An 18,851-nucleotide genomic window follows, 5' to 3' on the forward strand; every position below is an offset into this window, starting at 1 on the left:
TTCGACACAGCTGTATACGTCCCAGCAAGTTTTTCAGGGCGCCGGCGGGATTTGGAGCGACTTGCCGCGGCAACGGAAAACTGCGTGTCGAACTCGACATCGGTCCCCGCCCGCCCCATTACACGTCATTGCTATGAGGGCTCACGGAGGCGCGACTGTGCGATCAGCAAGGCATGGCTGGCGCCTTTCATCGGTCCCGCATCCTTTGCGTGGTTCGGAGCGGTTGCGATGACGCCGACCTCTTTCCATGTGGCGCGCAATTGCTCGACGTTCTGAAAGATGGAGTAGGAGTAGGCGATACCGTCACCCTCGCTGTAGGTGTAGCCTTTTCCTCTCGTTTTAAGCCAGTCCGCGAGTGGCCATAGTCGCGCGCGCCACAGCATCCATTTGATGGTGCGAAGCCAGGATGGTCCCTGTCCCATGAAGTTGCAGTCCGATATGGCAACCATCTTCGCTGCCACCCGGATCATCTCGGCCACCACGACCTGCGGCCTCGGCACATGATGCAGCACTCCGAATTCGCATACGAGATCGAAGCTGCCATCTTCAAAAGGAAGAGCGCCGCCGTCGCCGAAGATGAGGTCCTCCTCCGGAATACCTTGCAGGTGCCCCTGGCGTCTCAAGCCCGCGACCGGTTCTATGCCCTTGATCAGGAGATCCGGAAAACGGGCCTTTAGGAATCGCATGGCACGCCCGGTCCCCGCCCCCACATCCAGAACGCTGCGGATTCCAGCCATCTCGATGAAAGCGGACAGCAGGTGCAGCGCCACGAGGTGCTCGCGCTCCATGTGGGCCGCATCATAGCTTGCAGCGGTCGCCTCGTAATAGGCCCGCTGGCGGGCAACGGCGTCGGTCATGTCTGCTCCCTCAAGGCAAGGTGTGATGCCGCCATATCCATCCGGGATGACCCAATGCTGGTGATATTTTCGAGCAGTTCGTGCAGACGCGCGGCGCGATGAGGCCATGTGTGGCCGGATGCATAGGCAACCTGCTCCCGCGCGCTGGAGGAGCCCTCGCGAAGCAATATCTGCAGCGCCTGCGCCGCTTCGTCGGGCGTCCGCACGATCCCGATACGATCCGGATAGAGCCGCACCTCCGGGACATCCGTGCTGAGGAAGGGACGGCCGCTGGCCAGCGCATCCATGATCTTGGTCGGGCAGGCGGCGATGTTGAAGGGATGAAGTGGATCGTAAGGCATCCAGTTCACCGCATAGCGCCAATAATGCTCACGCACCTGCGATTGAGGGACCTCGCCTTCATAGACGACATTCGGCAGCGCCAATGCACGCCGACGGGCTGTTTCCCACTGCGTCGCCCCGCCGTTCTGCCCCAAACTCCCGACGATATGAAACCTCGTTGCCGAAAGACGTTCCGCGACGGCCGCAACGAAGGCCCAATCCACACGGTCGCCGAGATTGCCGACGTAACCGACCGCGTCGGGCAAAGGCGGGGTCTCCGGCGCCGGATTGAGGAAGTCCTCGACGACGCCGAGGGGAAAATGCGCGATATGAGCGGCTCGATCGGGTCTCCGCGCCTGCAGCGTCGCGACCTGGTGGGCCGAGAGGCACAGAGTGAGGTCCGCACGGGCCAGGAACTCATCTTCGAGTGCGGTAATACGAGTGGCGCGTGGGGGATCGTAGAGGACGTAGTCGTCCAGATTGTAATAGACGACCGCGCTTTCTCGGATATGACGAACCCACGGGGCGAGATAAGGATAGGGGCAGACGATGACCGGCTCAGCGCCGGTAATCCGGCGCAGCCTGACTCTCTCCCGGTCGATGATCCGCCGCATCAGCGGTCGGAAGACAGGTTCCAACGAGCCGGCATAGCCTTGCGGCATACAGACGGAGACGCGGTGCACATCGCTCCTCGTTTCCGGCCATTGCGGCTTGATGCGGCGATAATTCGCCCAGTCATAAAACCGCACAGCCGTTACCGGCCCGCTGGCGGCGAGGCTTTGCGCGAGAGCGTACACCCATGGCGTGCTGGCAGCGAGGACGAGGAAGCCTCGATGTGACGACACTTTAGTCATCGCCCCCTAAAATCCCGGAGCAGGTAGCCAAGGCGCGGCGACTTTCCGATCATCACGCGAATTCCTTTCCTGAGCCGAGCAGGGATGAACTGATAGAGTCGCACGGGGCGCCGATAAGGTGGCGGCGTATGCCCTGCCAGAGGCCGTATGGCAGGTTGGCGCGTCGACAATCCGTCGAGGATCGCAGCATAGCGGCCCCACATCGCTTCCTCACTGAAGTCTCGACGAACACGAGTCGCAATACCCCGGAAGCGGGTCGAATGCACGTCCACGGCGGTCCGAACAGACGCTGCCAAGGCGTCATAGTCTCCCAGCGGAACAAAGAGCCCTTCATCGGCGCCGACGATCTCCTTCGTGCCGGTCTCGATGTCCCACGCAACAGGAATGCAACCCATCCCCACACATTCCACTGTGGCCATGCCGAACGGCTCCACCCGGCTCAGCATGAGCATGACTTTTGAGCGGCTGGCCGCTTCGAATATCGCCCGGCGCGGCTGGCGGCCATAGACGGCGATTTGGCCGGCACCCGGGAGGGCGGCGATACGGGCCCGGAACGCCTCGCCCATGTCCCCGAACCAGTGAAGTCTGCCGGCATATCGGTGCTCGGCCAGCCCCTTCCACAATTCAAGCACGTCATAGGCCCCCTTGGCTGCGGCATCTCCTCCCAGAAAAATGAGGTCGTCCGCGCGTTTGGATGCCAGGACGACATCGATCGCCAAGGGCAACACCGTGCCGTTCCATACGACGCTCAGCTTGGCCGGACTGCGAATGCGCTCGCGAAACCGGGCAGCGACAGCGTCCGAGACGGCAAGGATCGCATCAATCTCGCCCTCACGCTGGAGCGCCTTGCTGAAATAGCGCTCGGCCGTATCATGTACCGCATAGATTATACGCGTATCGGAAGGGATGAAGGGAATGGCCGCGTCCGCTTCGTCGCACGCGTTGAAAACCAGCACATCCTGCGGATTCTGCCTGAGCCAGTCGACGAGGCGAACCGGAATATCCCTGTAGGGCGGCAGAGACTGAAGGCTTGCGAGCCGAAAACCGCCGAACTCGTCGGCATGGCCGGTCGGAGGCGTTGCCAGCAGCAGGGTCACATCGTGTCCCGCCGCGGCGGCTTGGCGGCAACAGGCCTGGGCGACAGGAACAACCCCCCCTCCTCTGTCGTCGGGACAGAGCCAGGTTATTCTAAGCGCGCGGGCAGGACTTGGTGTCAACGGATATCGACCCCTACCCAGTTGTCGAGCACGACGTCACGGGCATCAGCAGGATCGACCGGCACGAGAGAGCCATTGTCGGCCACACGGTTCAGCGCATATCCTCGTTCCGTCAGGAAATGCGCGGCATCGCCGGCACCGGCCCCGGCCCCTGTCGCAAGCTGCGGGCACACTTCAAAATAGATGATGCGAGGCCTGGACGCGGAAAACAGGTGCGCCGCGCCCCTGAAGACTGCGTCTTCATAGCCTTCGACATCCACCTTCAAAAGGGCAATCCGCTCAAGGCCCGCGGTTGAAGCGAATGTATCGAGCGTCGTGCAACTGACCGTAACGGCGGATGGCGTGACCGCTTCTCCATCCAGTTGGATCGATGAGTTTGCGCGGGCGCTCTCGCGCGCAACAAAGGATACGCTGCCATTGCGATCGGCGACGGCCATCCGGTATGCCCGTATATTGGCCGCCCGGTTGCGGGCAATATTGGCCTCCAAAGCCTGGAATGTCGTGGGGCCCGGCTCGAATGCGTGAATCACCCGCTCGGGAAATCTCTTGCTCATCAGCAGGCTGAAGATACCGAGATTGGCGCCGACATCGACAATCGCTCCCTGCCCGAAGGCGTAGGTTTGAATGAAGCGGTTTTCCGCATCGGACACACCCTGCACGACGGAATGATATTCCGAGAAACCGTTGAAGCTACCCAGCTCGATCTGCCCAATCCGGCGTACCGGTCCACCGCGACGCAGGGCGCGCTGGAGCGACCAGCCGACATATTCGATGCCAAGGCTCGGCTTTCGGACCGCCGCCGTTAGATTCCGGCCAAGACGCTTCATATATTTGTCATCCGACATATCCAGGCGTGCAGCTTCAACGGCTCAAACCGTCGGCGAGCGGAACTGCAACAGATGAGGAAGTGCGCTCCAGGCCGAGTGCAGCGAGCCATTGGCGATGGGCTATCTCGTCGTGAAATTCTTCGACGTAGCGCGCCCGAATGCGGTGCGGGTCGGCTCCGTGCGCCTCGATCAGATCGATGGCACGGTCGAGGCCGTCGGCAATCGCTTCCGGTTCGTCCGGCGGCACCATCGCTCCGATTTCCGGCCGCCCCCCATAGATATCCGGAATGCCGCCGACCGGCGATGTCACCACAAACCGCCCGGCCTGCAGCAATTCGATCAGGGAGAAACACGGGCCCCCCTCGAACCGCGAGGTGTAGATGAAGAGGTGGTTCCTGCTGACGATATCGAGGAGATCCCGGCGCAGTTCGTAGCGGCCATGCAGGACGACCTGCTCCGTGAGGCCGAGTTCCTCGACAAGCGCCTGGAGCCGCTCGCTGTCCGGCCCGCCGCCATGCATATTGAGGATGACGTCGCCCCGGCGCGCGGTCAGCCGCTTGAACGCCTGGAGGATGGTATCGAGGTTCTTCTGCTCGATCGCGATGCGCCCCATATAGCCGATATGGTAGGGCGGCCCAGGTGGCAGGGGAACGGGCGCGTCGAAGAGCTCCACATTGTGATAGCGCACCACGGAGACCGGCCTTTCATAGCCGTAGACCTCCCTGAACTGCCCCTTGGTGCATTCGGCGACCGAGATGGGCACATCGGTCTCGCGGACGGCCTTGCAAAACCGTTCGCCCAGGGCGCCCGGCGGCGGCGGCAGGAATTCCGGCGCGAACATCCAGCTCGCCGCCAGCTTGGCGCCCCGCCGGTGCACGGCCCGGACGAGCGCCAGATAGATCTCCGGCATCGGCTGGCGAACGCAATAGACCCAGTCTCCCGGACGCAGCCGCCGCGCCAGATGACGGATGAGGAGGCGCTGCCTCACCTGCCACCGGTCCCCCGGGACATAAGGCTGCCGGTAGACGGGCACGCCGAGTTGCTCGACGGCATCGAGAAAAGGCGCCGGCCCATTGAGCGAGACTTCGATCCGAACGGGCCAGCCATCGGCCGCCAGCCGGCGGGCAAGCGCATCGAGATAGGTTTCGATACCGCCGAAGCCCGACAGGACGTCAGCGAAGAGATGAATAGCCACGAATCATCCTATACACTCATGCATAAGTGCTAGAATTAACATTTACAGCACATTTTTTGATTTTATATTGCTATACACTGACATGAGATCCGCAGCTACCCGATTCAGTTTCATTCTCAGGAGTATACGTATAACGCCTACACGAAGTCGAAACATCACGTCGCGTCGATGCTGTAATGCACCGGAGAACGCCGACAACGCTAATTCTCGATCTTCAAATTCCAGTGCCTTCTTAGCGAGGCCTAGGTAGAAGGTTGCCATCGAACGCCGCACGTTGCTTCCAAACGGTGGATTTAGCTTGGATAGCGTACCATCAATAACACTGAGAGTGTGAAGGCCCTCCGTTACGCCTCGACGCTCCCTATACAAATTCTGTATCCGCGACGCAGCATCCAGCCCCATACTGTGCAAGCATCCTGGGATATAAATGCAATTTGGCCCAAGAGCAGTAAATCGGATATTAAATTCGACGTCCTGCCAACGGGCTAACGTCTCATTCCATGGGCCAGCAGCGGCGTGCGCCGCGCGCCTATATAAGCCGGACCATACATTTCCAGTCGTAGAAAATATATCAACCTCTGCAATAAATCTACCGTCTCTCAGTTTTTCCTCGACGTCAATATGGCAAAACTTTGCGTCTTCTACGTTTCCGACAAACGTCGAATGCTCCGACCAAACAAAATCAACATGCGGTTTCTGTAAAAGTGCTTTCGTATGAATTTCTATCTTTTGCGGATGAAGCACATCGTCAGAGTCAATATATTGAATAAACTCCCCTCTGGATCGAACCAGCCCGAAATTTCGGGCCGATGGAGCGCCTCCATTGTCACGCCTAAAAAATTCGCAGGTAAGCCCGACCTCAACATTGGATGACATCCATTCCTCGACTATCGAAGGTGTCGCGTCACCCGAGCCGTCATCGACCACTACAATCTGTATTGGCCGATATGTTTGCGCCTTGATAGAATCCAGGGCCCTTCCTAAAAGACTTCCGCGATTATGTGTCGGCAGCACTACGCTAACGAGATGCTTCTCTCCTTCGCCGCTCATCCATTGCCCGACAGAATTCTCTGGCCAGCACATGCGTATGGTATCGGCATGTCTCATGATTATTCCATAATAGCTTCTGTACAGAAAGGCTAAAGCTTAAGCGGCTGCGCCGGCAGGGCCACTTAGCGGACGCGACCGAAGGACTTCCCGTCGGTTTCGGCCGCTCAACGATAATTCTATATGCGGCGACACAGCGGTTCGTGGCTGACGAGCAACCGGATGCTGGTCATGCAGGCAGACGAGACAACGAGTCACCGCCCAGTCCCCACGGCGGATGTGATTGGCAGCCCATCAGCAAAAACCAGTGAAAACGGACGACCCTGCGACTATGAGGCGGGCAAGAAAATCAAGGGTCGCAATTGTCATATCCTGACCAACGCCCGTCGGTCTCTGGCGGCGGCGTCCGCCCGCCAGTATTCAAGGCCGCGCTGGAGCTGTGCGAGTGCTGGCCAGAATTCGCTCGCACCAGCCATGCTACGTCATATGTCCGCCGACGGCGGCTACGCTGGTGACAAAAGCTACTGGACGATCGAATCATCAAGCGATCCGACACAGCACAAGGTTTCGAGCTTGTGCCAAGGCGCAGGGTCGTCGAGAGGATCTTTACTTAGCGCAATGGAACCCGCAGACTCACCAAGACTTCGAAAGACCGCCACCAATGAACAGTGTGGCTCCTGGCAGCATCGGCCCAACTGACAACCCGAAGGATTGCAATGCTTGAGAAAACGCAGGTCATTCTCGATGCCTGACTCATATTTACGGGTGTAGGTATACTTGTCAGGTCGCCTCGCCTCACCGTCCTTGAGCTCCATCAAGTAAAACTCGCTCCAACCAACATGCACACATTTTCATATGGAGCCTACCGCGCGTCCATTTAACTGGAGGCGCACAATCCAGACAAAGAGCCTACCGGACGGCGCCTCTCCTTTGGTCCCCTTACGTCAGTCCCAAAACGGACCGCAATCTCTCGCTTGCGTGCCTTTGAGTGAAATGGGCCAAAACATATTTGCGGGCAGCGTCGCCGATTGCGCGAGCTCTTATGGGGTCTGCCAGTAGACCGACCACCCGATCCGTCATTGCTTCTATATCCCCCTCACCGACAAGGAAACCAGTCTGGCCATCGGCAATAAGCTCGGCGAAAGCACCATGCTTCGTCACCACGACAGGCAAGCCCGCGCCCATGGCTTCAACCACCGATAAGCCAAAAGATTCAATACCCTGTCCAGGCAATGTTATGCAATGTTGCACTAAAGCAGACGCTCTGCCTAATCTCTCCAACACAAACTCATGAGGACGACTTCCGAAAAAAATAACGGAACCGCCGATGCCCAAATCCGCGACGAGTTTCTCCAGTTGCGAACGGCAAGGGCCGTCACCAACAATTTCTAGCCGAGCATTTGGGTATTTGAGAAGTATCCTGCTGAAACTTCGGATCGAAAGATCCACTCCCTTTTGTAAAATCAATCTACTCACGCAGAGAATCAAAGGCTCGGCCGGGCATGGTGGCTGCATCTCCCGACATAGGTTGACCCCAAGGGGGCTATAGATCACTTGGCTCGGTGCAGCTCCAAGATCTATTATCTTCCTGCGGAGAAACTGTGACCCGGCTATAATAGTCGCATTTGTCCGAAACAGTCGTCGATATGCCCTGCGCCAGGACCAATCCTCTGCCAGGATATTAACATCATAACCGTGAGCATGGACGAACAGGCGAACATCAGCCTCCCGGCACGCCCGGATGTACTGGACTCCCGTATTGAGGAATTCCGCCAACAGAACCTCGACACGATTGCTACGCAGGAAATCCACAACTCGACAATGGTCATCGAAGAACAATGACCTATCGATATAGCGGCTCCACCGCTGCCGCGCCGCATTAGTGACACGATCGAACAAAGTTCTAGGCGGCGACCAGGAGGAAATGCCAGAAAGAACAGGACAGTCGAACAGTTCCTCCCCTCCCTCTCGGCAGATCAGCACAGTTCGGCCGGGCGCAATTAGCCGTACATGATCGCGGATAAAAGTCTCCGAAGGCGCGTTAAATGATGGAGCGGCTATAGCGAACATTTGAACACGTAAAACTGCGCAAACGAAGTTACGTCCGGACGTCCGGGATCAAATGGGAACGGGTTCTCTATTGTCCGGCAGAGAGACCAATTTGGACGATACCTCTCTATCCAATCTGTAAACCGTCTGTGATGGACATGGGGGGATTGAACTCCAGGATAGGATTCTTCGAACTTACTCTCCGGTAAGTTACTTGAATATATAACAACAAACTTCGAACTCGATTCAAACAGATTCGCCATATAGTCTTGGTAGATCCTGTCTTCGACCAGATGAAATATGACGTCCATAGATAGGGACAGCTCAAACCGTCGCCGCCCCTTCCAAGCTGTCGACAGGCAGAATTCTTTTGTAAAATCTCCCGAAAACCTCTTCCGACAGTGTTCTATTACCGCCTTTGAAACGTCAATCCCGACATAAGTCGGATAACGCATAAGCGATAGTTGATTGCCGTCGCCGCAACCAAACTCTATGACAGAACTAATTCTGTGCTCCTCAATAAATCCATTTATGAACCGCGCTTTAAATTCAGCGAGATTACCATACGACCCGCTGCCCGAATTCCCACCGAAGACATACCGCCTGTCCCAATATTCTGCGGTCCCTGGAAAGTTCGTTCCCATAAGCCGTTCGAATCGGGAAACGAGCGTGTGCTTTATGCCTGCCAGTACATTAGAGCGAAATTGTTCAGACTGTAGAATATCCAGCATTAGAGAAGTAATTTCTGCATTCGGACGGGGAGAAGCGCGGGAGAGTTTTGGCGATTTCGTCCCAGAGATCGTGGATGGATCGGGTTGCAGCCGCGCGCAGGAGAGCTTTGAGCTTTGCGAAGAGGTTCTCGATCGGATTGAGATCGGGGGAGTAGGCGGGCAAGTAAAGCAGTTCCGCCCCTGCGGCCTCGATGGCTTGGCGCACACCCGGGACTTTGTGGCTGCTCAGATTGTCCATGATGACGATATCGCCGTAATTGAGGGTGGGAACGAGGATCTGCGCGACATAGGCCTTGAAGCAATCGCCGTTGACTGGGCCGTCGAGCACGCAGGGAGCTGTCAATCCCCCGCTGCGCAGAGCGCCAATGAAGGTCGTGGTTTTCCAATGGCCATGCGGCACGTAGTCGATCAGGCGCTGTCCGCGCTTGCACCTGCCGTAGTGGCGCGCCATCGCGGTCGAGGCCCAGGTCTCGTCAATGAAGACCAGACGCGAGGGCCTCAGCCAGATTTGGTTGCTGTGCCATTTGCGGCGAGCGGCCGCGACATCGGGGCGTTTTTGCTCGCTGGCGTGGATCGTCTTTTTTTATATGTCAGCCCAAGCCGCTTGAGCATATGCCACATCGGGGCATGGCTGATGCTGACCCCCAATTCTTCCTCCGCCCAGGCCCGCAGATCCGCGACACGCGCATCCGGATCAGCCGCGACCTTGGCCCGCAGAACCTCTTCATGCTTGGCAAGCTTGAGCGGAACATGATTGCGCTGGGGGCGGGCACTGACCTCCCCCGTCGCGCGCCGCCGCGCGGCCGCCTTGTAGATGTAGGACACACTCACCCTGAAGATTGGTGCGATTGTGCTCGCCGACATCCCGCTATCCAGCGCCCCAAGCACACGATCTCGCAAATCCTGCGAATAGGCTTCACCACGCTTCGTCATGCTTCATCTCCGGAATAGCCCGGAAACCTATGAATCACACTAAGCCATCCAGTGGAATCCCTTCCGATTCCACTCAGACAAATTCCGCTCTAGCACCTATTTTTTCTCGATCAGACACTTAATGGCTCCTGCAGCTTGGGCACAATACTTGAATTTGAAAGACGCATCAGCTCGGCGTTTTATCGAGCGAAGGGTGTATGAACACAAGATCTCCGCAGCTATGCTGCCGCTGGGGTGCATCCCGTGCGTCCTATCTATCTTAGCGGGCACGGCGCTCATCTCTCGCGCTTTCCACGTCGCTCACTTACCCCCACGACCTCGGAGTCTAGAGCGAATATATCTGGCGTACGATCCGAGGGCGCCATTCAGTTCTAAAGTAAATATCCCGCCAAAATTCATACGCGCTGCCGGAGACGACGGCTTTGCACTAGGCTGAGAAATTCTCTCTTCTATCATTGTCGAAATTGAAATTTCGACTAAATTGAGAACCGTTTCTGGAAACTGGAACTCTGGTAAATTGCTAAAATAATAGTCAGGTCCAAATTTGATTATTCTTCTATATCCCAAAGGCTGGAGAAGCTCCATGATCTCAGCAGCAGTATCGTCGTATCCTTCGATCTGCAATATACATCGATTATTCGTTAATATCGACTTGGCACCCATAAGGACCTCAAGGTCGTGGCCCTCCGTATCTATCTTCAGCCCTATGACTCGGCCAGATTCCTTTACTACCTCATCTAAGGTGACGCAATCCACGTCTATTTGGCTAGAGAATGACTGAAGGCTGTGAATCGAGGTATCGACTATACTATTTGTGCCAGATAAATCATTTGCGATTCCGAACCTCGCTGCATGAATATTACTGGAAGCGGCCTTCTTGTGCAAAACCACTCGCTGTACAAGTTTATTTGCCACGATGTTAGATTGGAGATGCTCAAAAGCTTTCGGACTTGGCTCGAACGAATGCACTTTATTTACCGCAGGAAGCGACGCCATTAGAAGTGTATACGGACCAACATTGGCTCCTACATCGATAAATAAACTCACCTTGAAAGCGCGACACACTTCCATGAGAAAATACGGCTGCAGCGGCTCGTAAACCTTATGTATTTCTATTCTAGCAAGAGACTCGGAAGTAAGTTCGAATTTTTCATACATCTTATTAGGTTTCTCACGAAGTTGACGTGATAGGGACGGTCACTGTCCTTCGGGCTAAATCATGACTCGCACTTTCGTCATTCATTTCGGGAGAGCCCGCTTCCGAATACGCATAAGTAGGCGGCGTTTCTATGTCGGTTTCCAACTCATCTTATCAGACCGACACACGTCTATTATTATGCTGCTTCGTCTCCCGCAACCTGAAGTTTCCATCTAATGGCGTTATAATGAATTGACCCCCACGGCCTCTCCAGCCAGTGAACAACCTGACCGGTGTTTTCAACACAAAACAACGGGTACTTTAGGAGCACATCGAAAGCGGTGGCATGAATTGAAGGGCCAATTCCTAAGTCGACGGAGTATAATCCCGGGGACAGACAAGGATGTTCAACTTCAATTTTGACAGAATACATTCCGGAATCACCAGAAAGCATAAAAGATTGATCCAAGGACATTATTACGCCCACCGCGTTGCCTTGACCGTCGTATAGCGTCAAATTTACATGGCAGCTAACCTGGCGAAACAACTCAACGTTCATTTGAATTACTATAGATTTACCTATAGGTATATTAGGTACTTCGTCCTGGCCGTACCCATATATGAAGACAGATTGTATTTTCAAAGAGCCGGTTTGCTCCCTTCCACGTCGGTAACTGTCAATATTCTTACGAACTATCCCTTGCGGAGAGTCTCCTCCACGAAGATAGAGTTCTACAATCTCTCTGCTTTCACCGATGCGCTTAACTTGGCCAGATTCGAGATATACACACCTATCGGTAAGTTCCGTAATCGCTCCTACGTTGTGACTTACGAATAAGACGGTTCTCCCATGACCCGCCACATCCTTCATCTTTCCTATGCATTTTTTCTGAAACTCGGCATCCCCCACCGCCAGCACCTCATCAACCACCAGAATTTCCGGCTCCAGATGGGCGGCCACCGCGAAAGCGAGGCGGACATACATGCCGCTGGAATAGCGTTTCACCGGCGTGTCGAGGAATTTCTCCACTTCGGCGAAGGCGACGATCTCGTCGAACTTGCGGCGGATCTCGGCACGCGTCATGCCGAGGATGGCGCCGTTGAGATAGATGTTCTCGCGGCCGGTCAGTTCCGGATGGAAGCCGGTGCCGACTTCCAGCAGGCTCGCCACCCGGCCGCGGATCTCGACGCGCCCTTCGCTCGGCTCGGTGATGCGGGAGAGCACCTTGAGCAGCGTCGACTTGCCGGCGCCGTTGCGGCCGACGATGCCGACGACATCACCGCGGCGGATCTCGAAGTCGACGTCCTTCAGCGCCCAGAATTCCTCGATCTCGTCGCCGTCGACCAGTTCGCGCCCGCGGCTCATGTCGCGCAGGGAGCGCACGAAGCCTTTTGCGGTCCGGGCCATGACGTCGCGCAGCGCCGTATAGCGCTCGCGGCCGGCCTGGTGGCCGATCAGATATTTCTTGCCGAGGCCTTCGGCGCGGATGACGACATCGCTCATGGGACTGCTTCTAGACGAGATCGGCGAAGGTGCGTTCGGTCCGCCGGAAATAGCGGATGCCGTACCACATGAAGAAGACGACGACGACGAGGCTGGCGAAGAAGCCCGGCCAATAGAGCTGGCTTTCGCCGCCGAGCAGGCACCAGCGGAAGCCGTCGATCACGCCGACAATGGGGTTGAGACTGTACCAGAAGCGCCATTTCTCCGGTACGACCGAACTCGAAAAGCCGACCGGGGAGACATAGAGCCCGAACTGCACCACGAAGGGGATGAGATAGCGGAAATCACGGTATTTGACGTTGAGCGCGGTGATGAACAGCGATGGCCCGAGGCTCGCGAACACCGCGAGCGCGATGAACACCGGCAGCAGCAGGATGCGCAGGTTCGGCATGAAGCCGTACCAGGCCATCAGCCCGAACATGATGACGAGGTTGACGGCGAAATCGACGAGGGCCACCACGCCGGCCGACGACGGCACGATGATGCGGGGAAAATAGACCTTGCTGATCAGGTTCGCATTGCCGATGAGGCTGTTGGAGGCCTCCGTCAGGATGCTGGAGAACAGGAACCAGGGCAGCATGCCCGCGAAGACCAGAATGGCGTAGGGCGCCGAGCCGTCGCTGGGCAGCTTCGCCAGCCGTCCGAACACGATGGTGAAGATCGCCATGGTGATCAGCGGGCGGACGACGGCCCAGGCCACGCCGATCACCGTCTGCTTGTAGCGGATCGACACGTCGCGCCAGGCCAGGATCGCGAAGAGCTCGCGATAATGCCACAGGTCCGACCAGTAATTCCGCTCGGCGCGGCCCTTCTCCAGGATGAGCAGGCGTTCGGCGTTGCCGCCTTCGAATGGCGGCGGAGTCTCGGGGGGGTCGACGGGCTTCCGGATGTCCGGGGCAATCGCAGTCAAATCAGGCCTCGATGCGCAGGGGATTGACGAGGAGCGGGGCGTGCGGCACCGAAGGCGCCCGCCCTGCGTCGGAAGGCGCCGATGCGCCTCGCTGGTGCCAGGCCCAGGCGGTCCTGACGATATCGTCGAGTGCGGGCATTTGCGGCTCCCATCCGAGTTCGGCCCGCGCCTTGGAGGCATCGCTCACCAAAGCGGCGGGATCGCCGGGCCGGCGTTCGCTCACCCGGAACGGCACCGGGCGGCCGGTGACGCGCTCGACCGTGCTCAGGACCTCCCGGACGGAGAAACCGAGGCCGTTGCCGAGATTATAGGCGCCCGAGGGGACCCCCTTCCGCAACGCGTCGAGCGCCCGCACATGGGCGTCGGCGAGGTCGGTGACATGGATATAGTCGCGGACGCAGGTGCCGTCCGGCGTGTCGTAATCGGCGCCGAACACCGAGACGTCGGGCCGCCGGCCGGCCGCGGCGTCGAGCACCAGCGGGATCAGATGGGTCTCCGGATCGTGGTCCTCGCCGATCTCGCCCTCGGGGTCGGCGCCCGCCGCGTTGAAGTAGCGCAGCGACAGGCTCGCCAGGCCGTAGGCCGGACCGAAATCGGCGATCATCCGTTCGACATGCAGCTTCGTCGCGCCATAGGGATTGATCGGATGGCGCGGCGTATCCTCGGTGATCGGCAGGCCGGCGGGAATGCCGTAGGTGGCGCAGGTGCTGGAAAACACCAGCGTGCCGACGCCCTCCTCGCGCATCGCCTCGAGCAGATTGAGGGAGCCCACGACATTGTTGCGGTAATATTTGGCCGGCTCCACCACGGACTCGCCGACATAGGCGAAAGCCGCGAAATGCAGGACGCCGAGCGGCCGATAGGCCCGGATGACCTCCGACAGGCGCGCCTTGTCCAGGAGGTCGCCCCGTTCCAAAGGCCCCCATTTCACGGCCCATTCGTGGCCATAGGCAAGATTGTCGAAGCTCACAGGCAGGTAGCCGGCACGGCGCAGCGCCTTGCAGGCATGGGACCCGATATAGCCCGCGCCCCCCGTGACGAGGACGGTACGATCATTCATCATCACACATCCGAACAGCAGGACTGCTGTAAGTTCCACACCGGCTGAGAAGGAATTGGCTCGGCGCGGAAAGGTCTCACCGCTGCCGAAACCGGCCTTTTCCCAAGCTACCGCAGTCCGGGTGACTCGGATGTCACCGGACTGCCAGCGTCCATGAGTGTCCGGGCTTGACCGCCCGGACAGGCTTTACGCCGCCCGCAGCTGCGCGCGGTCGATGATCACGGGCACCTTGCCGCCCATGATGTCGAGCAGCACCCTCACCCGGCCGGCACCGTCGAGGCGCTCGAGTTCTCCCAGCGCCTGCGCGAAGGGCCCGGCGGTCACCTCCACCTTCTGCCCGATGCGAAGCCCGCCGTCGAGGCGGACGAGGCCCGTCTCGTCGATCAGGTCCCGCAGGGCTTCCACCACCCCGGCGGGCACGGCGATCGGCCGGTCGCCCACCATCACCAGGCGGGCCACGCCGAACGTGCCGTTGACGGAACGCCAGCGATCGAAAGCAAGATCGAGGCCAACGAACAGGTAGCCCGGGAAGAACGGCGCGCGGACGGTTCGCAGCTTGCGGGCGTGGCGCACGGTCTTGGCGACCTGCGGCAGGAAGCACACAAATCCCTGCCTCCGCAGCTGCTGATCGGCGCCGACCTCGCAATAGGCCCGTGTCTGCACGGCATACCAGCGCCGCTCCCCGGTCAGGGCGGGGCTGCTTCCGTCGCGAGAGGGAGCCTGCATCGAAGAAGTTGCAAGAGAATCGGTCATCGATCTAAAAGTTGCATGTTTGGCATGCGAAAGAAACACCGCGTTCAAGACAAATATATGAACGACGAAACGGCAGCCTGTCCTTCACGATAGAACGCATCCGCGGCTCGCGATCCAGTCTATTCCCGAATCAGCGGGACAGAAACAGCGATCAGGCCATTTGCATGAGGTCATTTCAGGGTGTCCTGCATTCGCCCGGGTGGTGCTTATCTCGATATCGCCATGCTCAGGTCTTCGGAATAACGCATCGGCCTTCCACAGGCCAGCGCTATCGTCGCTGATCAATATTTATTATGTTATACACACAATGTTCGAGCGGCTTGCAGCGAGCAATAGGGTACCGTCGGCGGCTGCGACGGTAGATTTCCGGCGCATATTCTTCGGTTCCGCGCCGCACCTCCCCTGTTCCCGAACCGGCGGAATGCGACGAGGAGTCGCGGCCTTTTCCGCCCTGGCGGGGGAACCTACGGCCTTCCCTCCCGCCTGCTTCTCGAACGAGCCCGGCCGTCAGCCTCCCCGGCGCTCCGCTAGCCGAGGGGGCAGGCGCCGGTCGAGGCGCGCACCACCAGCTGGCTGAGGACGCGGCGCGACACATGCGGCTCGCGCGCCTTGCCGCCGATGAGGCGGATCAGCGACTGCGTCGCCATCTTGCCGGTCTCGGTGGTCGATCCCGTGACGGATGTCAGCGGCGGCGACCAGATGGATGCGGCCGGGACGTCGTCGAAACCGATCACGCTCATGTCGTCGGGCACCTTCACGCCCCGGCTCGCCAGCCGCGACATGATGCCGAAGGCCATGAGGTCGTTATAGGCGATGATGGCGGTACAGCCGCGCGCCACCGCGATGTCCGCCGCCTGGACGCCGCCCTCGAAACGGGGAGCATAGGGGCCGATGCCGGCGGCATCGAGGCCGAGCGCCTGCATCGCCTCCCGGAAACTGTCCCGGCGCTGCCGGTTCGACAGCGAGGCCACCGGCCCCTCGACATAGACGATCCGCTTGTGCCCGAGGGCGGCGAGATGCTCGACCGCCTGCCGGGTGCCGGAAGACGGATCGATCACCACGGAGGGAATGCCCTCGACTTCGCGGTTGACCAGCACCAGGGGCTTGTTGCGGACGAGTTCGACGATCTCGGCCTCGTCGAGGCGGGACGAGGCCAGGATCAGGCCATCGACGCGGGGCAGCATCGTGCTGATGATCTCGCTCTCGCCGAGCGGCTCCTCATTGGTGTCGGCCAGGACGAGGCTCACGCCGTGGCGGCGCAATTCGTGCAGCACCGACTTCAGCAGCACCGAGAAAAAGGGATTCTCGATGTCGGGGACGACGAGGCCGATGCTCCCGATGCGCGCCTTCGGCGGCTGGCGCTCGAGATCGACGCTGTAGCCGGCCTTTTTGGCGGCGATCATGATCGCGGTGCGCGTCTCCGGCTTGACGAGTTCGGGGCGGCGCAGGGCGCGGGACACCGTCGAGGTGGAAAGACCCAGGCTGGCGGCGATCGCCGCCAGGGGCGTTGAGCGTTTCACGGCGAAGGCACCCCGCGTCGCGGCGGCGATATCCACCAGATCATCGTCCGCATGTCGTTCCCGTTCGCAAGAAGGCCCGTTCAGGCCATGAGGAAGGCGTGCGACGCTTCCGTCTGGAAGCGCCACGTCCGTACCGGACCTGCCATAACATTCAGATAATAAAGGTCAAACCCGTAGGGCGCCGCGACGGGATGATAACCGCGGGGGACGAGGACGACGTTGCGGTCATAGGCTGCCATCGTCTCGTCGATCGAGCGGTCGTCGGTGTAGACGCGCTGCAGCGCGTAGCCCTGCTCGGGCCTGAGGCGGTGGTAATAGGTCTCCTCCAGCCGGCTTTCGCGCGGCAGGTCGTCGGTATCGTGCTTGTGCGGCGGATAGCTCGACCAATGGCCGCCGGGCGTCACCGATTCGACCACCAGCAGGGCTTCGGCCTGTGCCGTTTCGGGGAGGATGTTGCGGACATGGCGCGTGTTGGTGCCGGTGCCGCGGGTGAGCTTCTCCACCTCCTCCGCCCGGATCAGCCGCGGCGGATAGAGGCCGGTGGCCGGCGCGCTGCAGACGGCGAGTTCGAGCGGCGTCAGCGCCGTCACGGCAAAACCCGTTCCCGGCGGCAGGTAGACCGAATGGGGGGCGTCGTCGAAGGGCGTCATCCGGCCGCCGACCGAGGCGAGGTCGAGCCCCCCGGCCCTCACGGCGCCGAGGCCGCCGACGAGGACGAGGAGGATCTCGCGGCCCGGCATGGCCTCCGGCCCACGCTGCAGCGTCTGCCCCGGCGCCAGCAGATGCAGGTCGAAGCCGACATGGCCCCAGCCCGCCGATTGCGGCGTGATGTGGAGGATGCGCCCATCGGCGTCCGGCTGGTTCGGCTTGACGAGAAGATCGGTCATGCGTGCCCCTGGTCTGCGTTGTCGCGCCCGCGGGCGCGCCGTCCGATGCCGCCGCTATCCGCGCTGGTACCGGAGGAAGAAGAAGACGAAGAGCAGGATGATCGCGCCCTGCACGACCTGCTCGAAATAGATGTTGACGCCGAGAAGCACCATCAGGTTGTTCAGGACGCCCGCGACGAGAACGCCGCCGACGGTCGACCACACGCCGCCGACGCCGCCGAGCAGGCTGGTGCCGCCCAGCACGACCGGCGTGATCGAATCGAGCGTCAGCGAAGCGCCGATCGTCGGCTGGCTGTAGCCGAGCCGGTTGATCGAGATGATGCCGGCGACGGCGGCGCACAGGCCGGCAATGGCATAGATGAGGATCTTCACGCCGCCGACATGGACGCCGGAGGCGACCGCCGCGCGTTCATTGCCGCCGATGGCATAGACATAGGCGCCGAAGCGGGTGAAGGCGAGCAGCACCCAGGCGATGGCGGCGACCAGCAGCCAGAGGATGATGATCAGCGGCAGATGCGCCACCTGGTCGACGCCGAACAGGAGCGTCGCGTGATCGTTCTCATAGACGGGATAGCCGTTGCTGATGACATAGGCGAGGCCGAGCGCCGCCTGCATCATGCCGAGCGTGGCGATGAAGGGCGGCACGCGGCCGACGACGATGAGGAGCCCGTTGGCGAGCCCGCAGCCGAGGCCGACCCCGAGGGCGCCGAGCCGGGCGACCTCGGGGCCGTAATCCTGCAGCGACAGCGCGACGATGGAGCTCAGCGCCGTGATCGAGCCGAGCGACAGGTCGATGCCGCCGCTGAGGATGACCAGCGTCTGGCCGACGGCGAGCGTACCCGTGATGCTGTTCTGGGCGAGGATGTTGACGAGGTTGCGCACCTGCATGAAGGCGCCGTGCGAGGCGATCTCGGCGGCCCCCAGCAGCGCCGCCAGGAGAACGAGGATGAGGACGCGCGCGTTGAGGACTTTCCGACAGGGCATGGCGCCGGATTGCCTTCCTTCCACGACATCGGTCATCGCCTGTCTCTCTTCATGGTCCGTCCTT

At 59.8% G+C, this 18,851-nt stretch carries 16 protein-coding genes; all 16 read right to left on the minus strand.

Annotated features, from left to right (window positions below; translation table 11 throughout):
* Positions 1–131: 131 nt before the first annotated feature.
* The 16 genes from J3R73_RS22830 to J3R73_RS22910 all read right to left on the minus strand — a co-directional run bounded on the left by J3R73_RS22830 (position 132) and on the right by J3R73_RS22910 (position 18,823).
* Positions 132–857 (minus strand): class I SAM-dependent methyltransferase, encoded by a 726-nt coding sequence (locus tag J3R73_RS22830; protein WP_307432494.1) that lies wholly within the window; start codon positions 855–857, stop codon positions 132–134.
* Positions 854–2,032 carry a glycosyltransferase family protein gene (locus J3R73_RS22835; RefSeq protein ID WP_307432499.1) on the minus strand — a complete coding sequence of 393 codons (1,179 nt, stop codon included), beginning with the start codon at positions 2,030–2,032 and terminating at the stop codon, positions 854–856. The genes J3R73_RS22830 and J3R73_RS22835 overlap by 4 nt, the downstream gene beginning before the upstream one ends.
* Entirely contained in the window at positions 2,029–3,249 is a 1,221-nt protein-coding gene (locus J3R73_RS22840) for a glycosyltransferase family 4 protein (RefSeq protein WP_307432503.1), read from the minus strand. Before J3R73_RS22840 ends, J3R73_RS22835 begins: the two co-directional genes overlap by 4 nt.
* Positions 3,246–4,076: an FkbM family methyltransferase gene (locus J3R73_RS22845; RefSeq protein WP_307432506.1), complete on the minus strand. Its 831-nt coding sequence runs from the start codon at positions 4,074–4,076 to the stop codon at positions 3,246–3,248. The genes J3R73_RS22840 and J3R73_RS22845 overlap by 4 nt, the downstream gene beginning before the upstream one ends.
* 34 nt (positions 4,077–4,110) lie before the next feature.
* On the minus strand, positions 4,111–5,271 hold the full coding sequence (locus J3R73_RS22850; RefSeq protein ID WP_307432509.1) for a glycosyltransferase: 1,161 nt from the start codon (positions 5,269–5,271) through the stop codon (positions 4,111–4,113).
* Between the two features lie 42 nt (positions 5,272–5,313).
* Complete coding sequence (locus J3R73_RS22855; RefSeq protein ID WP_307432513.1) at positions 5,314–6,378, minus strand: glycosyltransferase family 2 protein; 1,065 nt, start codon at positions 6,376–6,378, stop codon at positions 5,314–5,316.
* A gap of 879 nt (positions 6,379–7,257) precedes the next feature.
* Entirely contained in the window at positions 7,258–8,388 is a 1,131-nt protein-coding gene (locus tag J3R73_RS31580) for a glycosyltransferase (protein WP_370879984.1), read from the minus strand.
* Between the two features lie 687 nt (positions 8,389–9,075).
* A protein-coding gene (locus J3R73_RS22870; RefSeq protein ID WP_370879838.1) for an IS630 family transposase occupies positions 9,076–10,031 on the minus strand; the annotation gives its coding sequence in 2 pieces (ribosomal slippage) (positions 9,076–9,683 and positions 9,683–10,031; 957 coding nt in all).
* A gap of 300 nt (positions 10,032–10,331) precedes the next feature.
* Positions 10,332–11,189 carry an FkbM family methyltransferase gene (locus tag J3R73_RS22875; protein WP_307432519.1) on the minus strand — a complete coding sequence of 286 codons (858 nt, stop codon included), beginning with the start codon at positions 11,187–11,189 and terminating at the stop codon, positions 10,332–10,334.
* A 176-nt stretch (positions 11,190–11,365) separates the two neighbouring features.
* The gene (locus tag J3R73_RS22880; RefSeq protein WP_307432522.1) at positions 11,366–12,673 is read right to left on the minus strand and encodes an ABC transporter ATP-binding protein; all 1,308 of its coding nucleotides are present in this window, start codon (positions 12,671–12,673) and stop codon (positions 11,366–11,368) included.
* A gap of 10 nt (positions 12,674–12,683) precedes the next feature.
* Positions 12,684–13,583: an ABC transporter permease gene (locus J3R73_RS22885; protein WP_307432525.1), complete on the minus strand. Its 900-nt coding sequence runs from the start codon at positions 13,581–13,583 to the stop codon at positions 12,684–12,686.
* 1 nt (position 13,584) lies between these two features.
* Positions 13,585–14,643, minus strand: coding sequence for a UDP-glucose 4-epimerase GalE (gene galE / locus J3R73_RS22890; RefSeq protein WP_307437635.1), 1,059 nt, complete (start codon positions 14,641–14,643; stop codon positions 13,585–13,587).
* A gap of 186 nt (positions 14,644–14,829) precedes the next feature.
* Positions 14,830–15,369, minus strand: coding sequence for a transcription termination/antitermination protein NusG (gene nusG / locus J3R73_RS22895; protein ID WP_307432528.1), 540 nt, complete (start codon positions 15,367–15,369; stop codon positions 14,830–14,832).
* A gap of 554 nt (positions 15,370–15,923) precedes the next feature.
* Positions 15,924–16,952: a LacI family DNA-binding transcriptional regulator gene (locus J3R73_RS22900; protein ID WP_307432532.1), complete on the minus strand. Its 1,029-nt coding sequence runs from the start codon at positions 16,950–16,952 to the stop codon at positions 15,924–15,926.
* Positions 16,953–16,996: 44 nt separating this feature from the next.
* A complete protein-coding gene (iolB, locus tag J3R73_RS22905) occupies positions 16,997–17,803 on the minus strand; it encodes a 5-deoxy-glucuronate isomerase (RefSeq protein WP_307432535.1) in 807 nt (268 codons plus the stop codon).
* A 54-nt stretch (positions 17,804–17,857) separates the two neighbouring features.
* Positions 17,858–18,823, minus strand: coding sequence for an ABC transporter permease (locus tag J3R73_RS22910; protein ID WP_307432538.1), 966 nt, complete (start codon positions 18,821–18,823; stop codon positions 17,858–17,860).
* Positions 18,824–18,851: the final 28 nt, after the last annotated feature.

Source organism: Labrys monachus (assembly GCF_030814655.1).
In the GTDB taxonomy this organism is placed as follows: domain Bacteria; phylum Pseudomonadota; class Alphaproteobacteria; order Rhizobiales; family Labraceae; genus Labrys; species Labrys monacha.

What these genes read in the sequence shown, in the direction of transcription:
- J3R73_RS22830 (WP_307432494.1), bottom strand. Translation starts at nt 857, where the DNA reads ATGACCGACGCCGTTGCCCGCCAGCGGGCCTATTACGAGGCGACCGCT.
- J3R73_RS22835 (WP_307432499.1), bottom strand. Translation starts at nt 2,032, where the DNA reads ATGACTAAAGTGTCGTCACATCGAGGCTTCCTCGTCCTCGCTGCCAGC.
- J3R73_RS22845 (WP_307432506.1), bottom strand. Translation starts at nt 4,076, where the DNA reads ATGAAGCGTCTTGGCCGGAATCTAACGGCGGCGGTCCGAAAGCCGAGC.
- J3R73_RS22855 (WP_307432513.1), bottom strand. Translation starts at nt 6,378, where the DNA reads ATGAGACATGCCGATACCATACGCATGTGCTGGCCAGAGAATTCTGTC.
- J3R73_RS31580 (WP_370879984.1), bottom strand. Translation starts at nt 8,388, where the DNA reads ATGTTCGCTATAGCCGCTCCATCATTTAACGCGCCTTCGGAGACTTTT.
- J3R73_RS22875 (WP_307432519.1), bottom strand. Translation starts at nt 11,189, where the DNA reads ATGTATGAAAAATTCGAACTTACTTCCGAGTCTCTTGCTAGAATAGAA.
- J3R73_RS22880 (WP_307432522.1), bottom strand. Translation starts at nt 12,673, where the DNA reads ATGAGCGATGTCGTCATCCGCGCCGAAGGCCTCGGCAAGAAATATCTG.
- galE (WP_307437635.1), bottom strand. Translation starts at nt 14,643, where the DNA reads ATGAATGATCGTACCGTCCTCGTCACGGGGGGCGCGGGCTATATCGGG.
- nusG (WP_307432528.1), bottom strand. Translation starts at nt 15,369, where the DNA reads ATGCAGGCTCCCTCTCGCGACGGAAGCAGCCCCGCCCTGACCGGGGAG.
- iolB (WP_307432535.1), bottom strand. Translation starts at nt 17,803, where the DNA reads ATGACCGATCTTCTCGTCAAGCCGAACCAGCCGGACGCCGATGGGCGC.
- J3R73_RS22910 (WP_307432538.1), bottom strand. Translation starts at nt 18,823, where the DNA reads ATGACCGATGTCGTGGAAGGAAGGCAATCCGGCGCCATGCCCTGTCGG.